This is a genomic window from Streptococcus sp. KR, from assembly GCF_002238115.1.
Taxonomy (GTDB): Bacteria; Bacillota; Bacilli; order Lactobacillales; family Streptococcaceae; genus Streptococcus.
Map to the genome: position 1 here is coordinate 1 of NZ_NGVM01000030.1, position 12,321 is coordinate 12,321.

Here is a 12,321-nt window from a genome sequence, read left to right on the forward strand (position 1 = left end):
GCAACAACTTTACCAGTTTCTTCACCTTTAGTTGCTGTTGGTACTAATTCGTATACTTTGCCTTCTGCAGTTGTGATACGAGCTGGTTTCATTCCGTTATCAGAAGTATCATAATCTGATCCTGGTTTTCCATCTACAGTGTCTTTAGCACCTGAAGCTACATTTGCACCAGCTGGGTCAACACCTACTAATGGAGTTCCATCTTCTGTTTGATAGTTAACGACTACTTGTCCAGCTTTTTCATAAACATAAGTTACTGTAGTTGTACCTTCAACAACATCTCCAGTAGCTGGTTTAGAATCATCTTTCAATTCTTTAGCTGTTAGGTAGTATTTAACACCGTCTTTGGTGATTTCAGCTTTTTTGTGGTCTGCTGTGTCGTATTTAACGTTTAGAGAAGCATCTGTTTCGTCTTTTTCGTCTTCTGCGATTACGTTACCTTCAGTATCTTCATACTTAACGACAACATTACCTTTTACTTCTTTATAAACGTAGGTTACTTCTTTCGTTTCACCTGCAACAACTTTACCAGTTTCTTCACCTTTAGTTGCTGTTGGTACTAATTCGTATACTTTACCTTCTGCAGTTGTAATACGGTTTGGTTTCATTCCGTTGTCTGCAGTGTTGTAGTCAGTTCCTGCTTTAGCGTCTGTAGTGTCTTTTGCACCTGAAGCTACATTTGCACCATCTGCAGTACCTGTTAATGGAGTTCCGTCTTCTGTTTGGTAGTTAACGATTACTGATCCAGCTTTTTCGTAAACGTAAGTTACTGTAGTTGTTCCTTCTACTACGTCTCCAGTAGCTGGTTTAGAACCATCTTTCAGTTCTTTAGCTGTTAAGTAATATTTAACACCATCTTTCTCGATAGATTCTTTTTTGTGGTCAGCTGTATCGTATTTAACATTTAGAGAAGCATCTGTTTCATCTTTTTCGTCATCAGCAAGTGTGTTACCTTCAGTATCTTCATACTTAACGACAACATTACCTTTAACTTCTTTGTAAACGTAGGTTACTTCTTTAGTTGTTCCTGATTCAACCTCACCTGTTTCTTCACCTTCAGTTAAGTATGGAACTAATTCGTATACTTTGCCTTCTGCAGTTTTAATACGAGTTGGTTTCATTCCATTGTCTGCAGTGTTATAAGCTGTACCTGGTTTACCATTATCAATGTCTTTTGCACCTGATTCTACAGTTTTACCAGCTCCATCTTCGTCTACTACTGTTCCTGCAAGTGGAGTTCCATCTTCTGTTTTGTAGTTAACGATTACTGATCCAGCTTTTTCATAGATGTAAGTTACTTTTGTAACACCTTCTACTACTGTTCCTGTTTCAGCTGGTGATGTAGTTTCTGTACCATTTACAGATGTCATTGTGTTTGCTTCGTTTAGGTAGTAAACATTTCCTTGTGCATCTGTAAGTTTTTGAGGTTTTTCAGTTTCATTTTCTTTAGTGTTGTAAGGTACGTTTTTAGAAGCTGTAGTACTACTTACAATTACATCATTTCCATCAGCATCAACATAGTATTTCTCAGTTACTACTTCAGCTACTGTTTCAGGAGTATCAGTGTAAGGAGCTTTTAATTCTGTTCCGTCTTCTGTTTGGTAGTTAACGACTACAGAACCTTTTTTCTCGATTTCACGAGTTTTTTCTTCTGCATAAGTGTAAGTGATTGTTGTAGTACCACTTGCTAAACGGTATGCACGAAGAGGAGTGATTTCGTCACGGTAAGAATACTCTTCAACTTCCGGCGAAGGATCAGAAAATTTAAGAAGAAAATCACTACTATCTTCTAAAGTACTTGTTTCTTGATCAGTAACGCTTGCTATATCAGCTGTTATATCACTTGTAGGTCTTCCTTTATCATCAACTTGATCTCCCTTATCAGCACTAATCTCCAGAGGACCACCAGTTTTTGCCGCCATTCCTAAAGTAATATATCGTTTGAAATTAAGGAGGTTATCTTCAAATCCTTTTTCTTGAAGATATGCAAGATAGTTTTTTACAAGAGTTTTGTTTGCTTCTCCTGTTAAAGTATCTGGAGCCGCTTTAAAGTTTTGTACCATTGCATATGTTCTATTTAAAGTAGCCCCAGTTCCATCTTTATCATCTGCTACATTATCACTAGATGACAATTGTATCTGTGCTGTTAAAGAGAAACTCTCAGTTTTAGCTGTTACATAGGTATTTTTCTCAAGGACGAAAACATAATCACCTTCTTTGATTCCACCATCAGCTGTTACGTTAGCTGAAGTGAAGTTTTTTGCTGTTGCTTCTCCAGCTTTGAAAGCTTCTATCATCTTAGCATCAGAAGTGATCGCACCTGAATCAGCTTGTACATATTTACCATATGTTCCTTTTCCTGTTTGTTCAACAATCCAAGCTTTTCCACCAGGTTTTACAGTATCATAAGTGATTTTACCTTCTGCGTTACTTAACCCTTCTGGAGTCAATTTCGCAGTTACATCACCTAGAGTTGTGTCAGAGTACACTCCTCCACCGTTTCCAGTAGTTTCAACCTTAGGTTCTCCGATTAGGTGGTAAGTCTTCCCATCTTTTTCGATTGTTTCTTTCTTACCATTTTCTTTAGCGTCGTTTAGGTCGCTAGCTTCTGCATCACCACCTGTAGTTCCTTTGAAAACTTCTCCTGATTTACCGTATACATCGTATGGTGTTTCAATCGTTTTATCAGCACCAGAGTTTTGGTTTTTGTTTTCTTCTAATACAGTATTACCCTCAGCAGTTACATATTTGTAGTCTACTTTTCCAGTTTTAGTAATTGTATTTGTTCCCTCTGCAGTTGGATCAGTTGAAAATGCCCTACCTGCATCTGGGTTCTCAATATTAGCTGTATCTACAATTACTGACCCCTTATCATTTGAGATCGTTGTTGTGTTGTCGCTGTTTTCTGTCATCGCTGCTTCTGCAATATGGGGTTGTCCTGCCATTGCAAGGGCTGCACCGACAATCAGACCGACTGTACCGATTTTGACTGAGTCTGAACGACCGTCTTTAAACTTACGAATGGAAAATTTTTCTTTTTTATTTATAAACATCTTCATCATCCTTTTTTTATTGTATAATTTTTATTTTTAAGCTGTTATTATGCTAATACTTGCTTGAAAACTTCAAAATTAGACACTTAATTTTAACACTTTAAAACCTCTTATACAAGGAATTTGAATACTTTTTGATCATTCAAACTATAGTTTTTTGCTATATTTATATATAAAAAATCCATATAGCGTATGGATTTACATATTTTAAAATATACATTTATGCTACCAGCCAAGTGAAACCCTTTCGAACTGACAACCTAAGCGTCGCAATTCTTTTTGACGGTCCTCATAGTAGGGGAGGGAAATGCCTGTAATGGTCACATGAGGCAGATCTTTTAAGTGGAGGCTGACCGACGAAGTGAAGTGATAGACATGAACGAACTCATATTCTTGAAAGAGTTGGGCTAGGACATCTTCAAAGATGAGCTCCGTCTCCAAGTAGGTCACATCAGGGATAGTGAAGGTTTCCTTGGGATGGGGGAGATAGAGGTCAATGTCCAAGGCCTTGGCATAGGTACTGATAAAGCGGATGGAGATCTGGTCGTCCTCTTCGGAGAACTTTTGCCCCAGCAGGACCTTGACCGTCTTACCATTTGAGACGGGTGCTTGAGACAGGTCAAAAAAATGCTCCAGATAGACTAGTTTCTCTCTAGCTACGACATGGTAGTTACTGCGATAGAGGGTATAGTGCTTTTCCGTCCGCTCAATCAAGTCATCTCTGGTTAAGCCCAGAGAACCCACCTGACTGGGTTGAAGAGGGAGGGCATACATTCCCAAAGGGTAAATATCCGCATAGCCATCATCGAAACTCATGAGGTGCTGGTAATTTGAACTAGCAACCAAGTCCAGAATCAAGCTATTGTCAAAGCTGGCATAAAAGATGGTGTCATATTCGCCGGCAAGCTCCTGACAAATCTGAGCCAAGTCCTCTGTCGTTTGAGGATAATGAACATGATCAAAATCCTTTGCATAATGCTCCTGACGAGCATTTTTTACAGGACTGACATAAAGGCTGACAAAGTCCTGATTAGGATAGAGGCCCTTGATATGATGAGCTATTTTAGCCTGCAAGGGCGTTGTGGCAATGATGAGGTGTTTCATCTCTTTGATTCTCCTAAGTGGTGATGGTGAAGCAAGGTCTCAACGATTTCAAAGTCCAAGGCATCGTCGATATCATAAGAATAGAGTTTGGGCATTTCATAGGCTACTGTCTTATCTGTGTAAAAGGTCTCGTCTCGTAGGTAAAGGTCCTTGCGAGAAATCCAAATACTACCGTTGGGATAGTAATAGACAGGTTCTTTCTGCCGGGCATAGTGCTTGGAAACTTGAGGGGGATGGATAAATGACGACTCCGCAAACTGCAAGTAAAGACTACGACTCTTGTCCGCCTTAACACAGGAAATCAAATGGTCGGCGCCAGACTGACAGTAAAGTTGATAGGATTCGATGAGGTGCTCTACCTCTCTAAGAGGTGAAGTCACCTGTAGATTGACAAAGACTTGCTCTTCCTCAAAGGGCTGTAAAAAGTCGCGTAAGGTTTCTAAGCTAGAGGTTGTTGCCAAGGCCAATTCTTTTGATCTGTGGACACAACGAATCTCTGGATAGGCTTGACGACAGAGTTCTAGATAGGCTAGTGAGTCTGAGGAAACCCAGATATCACTAAATAGCTTGGAGGCTAGAGCGACTTCTATGGTATAGAAAACCAAGGGTTTGCCTGCAAGCGGTTTGATATTTTTATCCACCAAGCCGCGTGAACCCGAACGGATCAAAATGACGGCTATGGGTTTAGATGTTGCTTTCATATAGTCTTCCTAGAAATGAGATAAAAAGAGCAGATAAAGTAGTAATGATGCTATTTAACCAAGGATTGGGGTTGGCAAAAAGGCCACTGTAATGATAGAGAACCAAGGCTCCTAGACTAAAGACCAGATAGATTTTGGCTAACTGTAAGTTCGGTCTTTTGAGGAGTAAAACCAAGAGGTACAATCCACCTATCACACCTAAAGTCAGACCCATAAAACCGTTAATCCATTCGTAGATAGAGTAGATTTCTGCATTCATGAGCAAGAGACAGAGGAGCCAGGACAGACCTGCTAAGACAAAGGATAGAATACTTGGCGACCAGCGAATCTTTGACCAAGCAAAATCCAACTTCAAGCAGGTCACGATCGCATTCATACTGGATGAAACTGTGGATTGACCCGCTGCCAAGAGAGCCAGCATGATGAAACTGCCAAACCAAGGTGCCAGACCCTCCCGAGCGTAAGCAATGAGAACAGGATTAGTCGATGTGGTAGCGAAATTTTCCTGACGAATCAAGCAGCCAATCAAATACAGTAAACTGGCAATCCCAAAGGACAAAAGTCCCTGTAGCCATAAGATTTTTCCAATCTTCTGACGCCCTATTTTGCTATTAAAACGTTGGACGATATCCTGCGAAGAAACGTAGGAGAATAAGCTACTAAAACCTGCTCCTGCAACTAAGATAAAGACCATCTTCCCATCCAGAGTCTCTGCAAAGTGAGATAGTTGTTGACTGCTATTCACGACTAAACCAGATTGGGCAATTCTTGGTAGAAAGAGGGCTAGTATAGCTAGCAGGACCAAACCCTGAAAGAAGTCCGTCCACAGCACAACCAAGAGACCACCCCTTGCCAGATAATAGACCGTCAAAAGAAGGAGTAAACCTGACAAGACCAGCTGATTGATAGGAATAAAGGGTGCTAAGGCCTGAGACAACAAGTAGGTCACCACTGCTATTCGCCCCAACTGGTAGAGGATGAAAAGTCCTGAAGCCAGTGAACGAATGCCAGCCGATTGAAACTTATCCTCTAAAAGATGTTAGGCTGTCTCGTAGTTTCCCTTTTGATAGAGGGGCAGAAAGTAGCGATGAGCCAGTGGGATGGCTAGAAAGATGCCACACTGGGCAAACCAGAGATAGGACCTGCCTGTATAGGCATTCCCCACCAGAGTCAGAAAGGAAATGGGGCTAAGTAAGGTCGCAAAGACTGAGAAGGCCAAAACTGTCACCGGAACAGCTTTCTTAACCTGATAATAGTCCTCTTCGCTCCCTTTTTTCCAATAGGCAATCCAGGAAATCAAGCAGAAATAGAGCAATAGGGTGACTAGAATTCCCAACATCCTAGAAGTTCCTATCTAATAGTTCTCTGTATATTTGAGCTACTTTTTCCAGAGAATAGCGAGAGGCTAAGGCTAGATTTTTTTCATTCGATAGATAAAAATCAGGCTCTTCCATCTCTTCTATCTTTTGAATCAACTCTGATTTGGTTTTAAACAAGTTGATGGCATTGGACTGGCCAGCATAGAAACGATGGGCAATATCCACATCTGATAACAAGGCCAGCAAACCTTGACTCAAGGCTTCAACACAGGCGTTGGCAAATAACTCTGTGTAACTTGCAGACAGATAGCATTGGTGCATATGATAAGGCACTTCGTTAACGATACCTTTAAAGTGAATGGTTGGCGGAAGATCATATTGATTCTGTAATTCTGCTAGACGTTCCTCTGAGCCACCATAAAAGGTAATCTGGGCCTTGGAGCCACGTTTGTAGAGTTCGATAAAAGCTTCAATGACAAGTTCAACGTTCTTACCTTCTCCCATATGACCCACCAAGCAATAGTCCAAAACAGGTCCGATTTTTCTTAGCTGACCTACTTTTTCTGTAAACATTGGTGGTAAAAACTTAGTGTCATACCCTTGTTTCGCCAAAGTATCAGTCAAAACTTCACTGGCAACTAGGTATTTGTTTGTCTTGCGCAGATTGGCGAGGCGTAAATCTCGCATGACATTTTCATGGACGACTTCATAATAATTTTTATCCGTGTTTTCCATGTAACGCCAAAGGCTGGGTTTGGGTACGATTTGTTGGTCACGGATAAAGAGGTCGGTTTGCTGGGCCCATTTGGCTAAGAACTTAACTAGCAAGTCCTCTTCAGAACGGATTTCTCCCTCGATACGGTAGATATACTCTGGATAAAAGATAGTGACAGGAGAGGGTTCTTTAAAGGGATCGATAAATCGTCCTTCCAGAGCCAATTCTCCATTTTCATGATACCAACGAAGTTCCTTCTCCTTGAAATCTTCAAACAAGAAGGGACCCTTGGTGTAGTAATATCTCCCCGAGCCATCTCCTAAGGTAACTGAGGCCACAAAACCATCTTCATTGAGCTCCACCTGATCTCCGTCTGCTAGCGTTAGACTTTCTGGTCTCACTGATAAGTCTGCATGGCCTATATCTGAAAAACTATGCGGAACACATATCAGTTCTTTTTCTAAAAATCCTAACTTGATCAAGTCTTTCTTCCAGTCAGGACGAAGCTGAGGGCTCGAAACAAGGTGGACATATTCCAAACCCAGATGTCGTGCTATATGGGCTCGATAGACCTGGGTACTCTCAAAGCCATAACGATGGATTTCCTTGGCTGGATGGATGCTGACAATTCTCGACATGATGTAGACTCTTTCTCTCTTATTTTCTGCTTACAAAGGAAAAACCACCCTCACAAAAAGGCGAGGGTGGTTCATCCGTTACAATGCTTGGGGATTTCCTAGCAAGTTCCCCCTCAAAAGGACTTTATGCTATTCTATCACAAAGACTGACCATCTGCAAGATAGACTGGATTAGACAGGATAGCGTGGGGGAGTTTTCTTATTGTTTATAAATCGATTCTCTGAAATCATCTGTGCTACGTAGGTAGGCATTGTAGATTTTTTGTTTTAATAAGTGGACCCAACTTGCAGGAGCGTGGCTTGTCGTACGGTCAATGTTAGCCACATCTTTTGCCACTGCTTGATCGATGAGTTCTTGCATTTGAGCAGCTGAACGAATTGTAATCTCCTTGCTGCTGTTTGGTACACCAAGTTCATACTGAATAGTGATTGGTTTCAACTGGTCTTGCTTGCGAATACGTTTATTAAACATATCCTTCTTGAAATCAGCCCATGAAGCGTATTGGTTGGCAAAGACATTTTTCAAGACGAGACTATCAGTAATGAGTCCCACATCTTTTCGTTGCCAATCTGAATAGGTAATGTCCCCGTTTCGTTTAGCTTCTTCTACATATTGGTTGGATACATATGGTAAGAACCCATCTTGATAACCTTTTTCTGCCAACAATTCGTAGGCTGTCTTTCTAAACATGATGTCACCAGGCGCACCCTTTGGATTACTGAGGGCAGCATAAATCGGTGAGAACATGCTAATCAGATGATAGCCATTACGAGTATAGTCGCTCTTATCACGGTAAGCCCGACGGTTGATGATATCATTGTCAATCAAGGCATCCAGACTGGTTAGTTTACTTACTTCAGCATCTGTCAATGGGCGAACAGAGTTTCCAGCATGAGTTTGTTTATGGTACTTGTCCTCAATGTAGAAATTCTCTATTTTTCTAAACCATTTTTTCTTGACATCATTAGACTTAGTTAAAATGGCATTGGCTTCCATAGCATCCAAGGTGTACAAGACATCGTACATACCGTGCACATACTCTTGCAAGGCTGCGGCTGATGTGAAGCGGCTTGTCGGATCATAAGTATGCAAGCGAGTTGGTGAATCCTTATCCCCTTTATAGAGAGTATTCAAGACAATAGCATCCTTATCTAGACTGTCAGCAGATTGCAACAGTCCTAAGGCATACAACTCTGCTCCCAATCCTTCACGACGACCTTTTCCTTCAAAGTAAATATGTCCGTCAGAATTATGAACCATTTCATGAGTATAGACTGATGTTCCGTATTTATCCAACAAGCGGTCGCTGACATAGTGGACCTCAGAACCGTTGGCATAGGCTCCAGCTCCCTTACTTTCCCCATACCACTTACCAGTTGGTCCAAAGAAGTTGTAGATAGAATCAATGGCCTTATCAGACAGGGTAGCCCAGTAATAATTACTATTGCTATCTTTCATACCAAAGCCATCTGAAACCATGACTGAACGGAAGAGTTTTTCTTTGTATTCTGGTGAAAGGAAGTGGTACCAGATATCGTAGTGGTCTCGTTGCCATTCAGCCGACTGGTCAACCTTAGCACGGACATACTGACGCAATTCTTCTCCTGATAAGACTGTATTATTAACACGGTCACGGTAGCGTTCATAGCCACCAAAGGCCAAGGTAGAAAGATTTGAAATCACATAAACATCTTCTTCTGGCAATGTTAATAAAGGTAGGAGCATGTTTTTTAATTTCCAACTTGGTGCCGTAATACGATCATAGACTCCCAGTGTATAGTTACTATCTGGTGTAGCTGACTCTTGTTTAGCACGCACTTCTGGAATCGCTGACTTACTCTCTACTATATAGGCCTTGGTATTCGTCTTCAACCATTCATTATTGGTTTTAGTTGGTAGGAAGAGTTTTCTGTAAGACTCTAGTAAATCCGTCACTGTCTTGCGACCTTTTGCAGGGGCCAGGGTTGTTTCATAGGCACTTATATTATTTGATGCCTTGAGATTTTCCATACCGCTCTGACCTAGGGCAATGATGGTATCCAAGGTTGAAGCTGTGCTATTGCCATCAAAGTCAAACTTATAGGTATTGAGATCCTTGGTATTGATGTGATCATAGTTGATATTGTACCAGCGATTGAGGTAAGTCAAACCAAGCAAGAAAGCTTCCTTGTTGTTTTTGATTTTTTCGCTGATGTAGGTTGCTACACTATCTCCCATCGTATTGATAGACTTGTCCATGGCTAGCACTTTACGGAGATGTTCGCCGATATTAGCCTTAACTTTTTCGAATTCTTTGTCCAAGTATAGCGGATCAAGCGACGCATCTGCCTCAATGCCCAGAACTCTTCTCATGGCTGCTGAGTCATATTCGACCCCTTGCAAATCTGCTAGGACCTGATCGGTCACTTTCGTATAGTCAGATAAAAAGGCTTCTGGTGTAAAGATAAAGTTTTTACTTGCTACGCTGTACTCTGCAATTTGTGTATTTTTGAAATCTTCTTTGTAGGTGACATCTAGATAACTGATTGTATTATCAGCAAAATGCAACATCAGTTTATTGATCGTTGCTTTATTGGCCTGAATATCTGTGATGATGTCATTGTCCTTCATTGGTACAACATCCAGCAATTCTGTAGTATAAAGCTTATCCGTAGGATCAACTTGATTTCCATAGTGAACCACTAGCTCTTTATTATAGAAAGGCATCAATTTCTCAATATTGTGATAAGCAACTTTTCGACTAGCTTGACCTTGGCTTAACTGAGTATAGTCCACACTGTGCTGATTGGCCTTGAGTGTTTGACCTGTATCGTTTAGTGTCACTGTCATCCCATAAGACTGGACCTTTTCTCTGGCCTGGTCTTGGGTAATTGGGGTCGCATAGAGATCGGCCTTCTTGTTCTCAACAACAGTGCTAGCATCTTTGATGTCCGCTCCCCTGTACTGGTCTCCTGTGATAGCATAACCATCTCCAGCGTTGACCATGCTAACGACATGATGGATACGGCCATTTTGCCATGTAGAACCTGCTATACCTCCGACTCGAGGATAGGTTGTCGTATTGAGGATGGTTCCACTTGCTAGCGCATGAGAGACCAAAGCACCACTTTGAACTTTCCCTACAATACCTCCAGCAAATTGGTCATTGTTGCGGGCATTGCTAGAAATACTTGTATCAACAGCTACCTTATCAATCTTAGCCTTAGTACCAGATAAGAGCCCTGCTATACCTCCCACATAGTAAGGAGAAGCATCCGTATGCTTGGCCTGAATGCTACCTGTAAAGGAACTATTAGTAATTTCTGTATCCTGAGCCTTCGCTACCAAACCTGCAACTGACTTGCTACCTGTCAATTGACCTTCTACAGCTACATTACTAATCTGACTATTAGTAGCTACTTTTGCTAGGCTGGCTGTGTCATCTTGACTCTTAATCGCTACTGCTTTAAGGTCAATATCTTTCACAGTAGCCTTGGTCAAGTTATCAAACAAGGCTGTCTTAAGGTCATAAATCGCAAACGGCTTACCGTCACTCGCACCGATAAGATTACCAGTGAAAGTGCCTGTCACATAGCTGGTTTGTCCCTTTGCTAAGGCCACTTCATCAGCTGTCATATCAGCTCCAAGTTTAAAGGTTCCAGCGAGATTACCCTGCATGGCAGCAATCAGTTTCTTGAAGGAAGTATAGACACCGTCCTTGGCAAGCTTTTGCTTATCAACTGTGAAGCTATAGTTATCCTTGTATGCTGAATCTTTCTCTTGAACCAGTTCATTGAAGGCAACGGTTACCTTGTATTTCCCATCCTCTGTTTCCTTAATAGAGCTAACTGGTAGCAACATTTCTTTCATCTTATCTGATTTGACTTTGACAAAATAAGGTGACAAATCACTTGGTACTTCTGATAAATTCAGATAGCGACGGTAGTGACCATCTTCCTTACCATAGAGCCCCACTTCATCCACATCTTTGATTTCAATTTTCTTATAGTCCAATTGAAAATCTTTCGTTGATACTTCTGTATTTTCCTGATCAGATTGGCCTAGATTATAGGTCAGGTAAGTCTTAATTGTATAAGGAGTATAGTAGTCCAAACCATCAATCGTTTGCTGAACGGATAAATCTTTCAAATCCACTTCTTTAATCAGTGTTCCATTTTGAAAAATTTGGGCCTTGGCCTTAACAAAAGCAGACGTTTGGTCATCTAAGTGATAGGTGACTGCTACAGCTTTTTTGCTCTCATCTTTAACAAGATTGGTGATTTCAACTGTTGGTTTGGTTTTAACAAGACTGCCAACCTTGACAATCTCTTTGGTTGGTTCTACTTCTGTACGTGAGATTTCCTTGCTAGCTTCCACCTTACCATCTACGAGATAATCTTCATACTCGATTGTCCGTAAACCGTCTTTTCCTTCCTGAGCAATTTCTCGATGATTTTTTAAGATAGTCGCATCTTCAATTTCTTCAGTTTCATGAGGAATGGTTTCTGTTACTGTACGATGATTACTTGTCAAAGGCAGTTCAGGAAGAGCCTCTGCTACAGCAGCTTCACCTTCGTGACCCGACTCTTGGGTACCTTGAGTGCTGATTGGATCTGTATACGCTGGTTGAACTGGTTGAACTAGAGCCTCACCATCATGACCTGACTCTTGTGTGCCTTTAGTGCTAACGGGTTCTGTATAAGACGGTTGTGCTGGTTGAACTAGAGCCTCGCCCTCATGACCTGACTCTTGTGTACCTTGGGTGCTAACGGGTTCTGTATAAGTCGGTTGAACGGGTTGAACTAGGGCAT

7 protein-coding genes are annotated in these 12,321 nt (G+C 41.3%); all 7 read right to left on the reverse strand.

Going from position 1 to position 12,321, the window contains the following annotated elements:
* Nucleotides 1–3,053 (reverse strand): MucBP domain-containing protein (locus CBI42_RS10055; protein ID WP_179211395.1); only part of this gene is annotated, 3,053 nt, incomplete at its 3' end.
* 225 nt (nt 3,054–3,278) lie between these two features.
* Complete coding sequence (locus CBI42_RS10060) at nt 3,279–4,157, reverse strand: glycosyltransferase family 52 (protein ID WP_024057113.1); 879 nt, start codon at nt 4,155–4,157, stop codon at nt 3,279–3,281.
* Nucleotides 4,154–4,858 carry an acylneuraminate cytidylyltransferase family protein gene (locus tag CBI42_RS10065; protein WP_024057112.1) on the reverse strand — a complete coding sequence of 235 codons (705 nt, stop codon included), beginning with the start codon at nt 4,856–4,858 and terminating at the stop codon, nt 4,154–4,156. The genes CBI42_RS10060 and CBI42_RS10065 overlap by 4 nt, the downstream gene beginning before the upstream one ends.
* Entirely contained in the window at nt 4,842–5,795 is a 954-nt protein-coding gene (locus tag CBI42_RS10070) for a sodium:solute symporter (RefSeq protein WP_256963725.1), read from the reverse strand. The genes CBI42_RS10065 and CBI42_RS10070 overlap by 17 nt, the downstream gene beginning before the upstream one ends.
* A gap of 102 nt (nt 5,796–5,897) precedes the next feature.
* Nucleotides 5,898–6,197 (reverse strand): Sodium:solute symporter family protein, encoded by a 300-nt coding sequence (locus CBI42_RS13320; protein ID WP_024057110.1) that lies wholly within the window; start codon nt 6,195–6,197, stop codon nt 5,898–5,900.
* Nucleotide 6,198: 1 nt separating this feature from the next.
* Nucleotides 6,199–7,530: a glycosyltransferase gene (locus tag CBI42_RS10075; protein WP_094753914.1), complete on the reverse strand. Its 1,332-nt coding sequence runs from the start codon at nt 7,528–7,530 to the stop codon at nt 6,199–6,201.
* A gap of 199 nt (nt 7,531–7,729) precedes the next feature.
* A partial coding sequence (locus tag CBI42_RS10080) for a ZmpA/ZmpB/ZmpC family metallo-endopeptidase (protein ID WP_094753915.1) occupies nt 7,730–12,321 on the reverse strand: 4,592 nt, incomplete at its 5' end.

What these genes read in the sequence shown, in the direction of transcription:
- CBI42_RS10065 (WP_024057112.1), bottom strand. Translation starts at nt 4,858, where the DNA reads ATGAAAGCAACATCTAAACCCATAGCCGTCATTTTGATCCGTTCGGGT.
- CBI42_RS10060 (WP_024057113.1), bottom strand. Translation starts at nt 4,157, where the DNA reads ATGAAACACCTCATCATTGCCACAACGCCCTTGCAGGCTAAAATAGCT.
- CBI42_RS10075 (WP_094753914.1), bottom strand. Translation starts at nt 7,530, where the DNA reads ATGTCGAGAATTGTCAGCATCCATCCAGCCAAGGAAATCCATCGTTAT.
- CBI42_RS13320 (WP_024057110.1), bottom strand. Translation starts at nt 6,197, where the DNA reads ATGTTGGGAATTCTAGTCACCCTATTGCTCTATTTCTGCTTGATTTCC.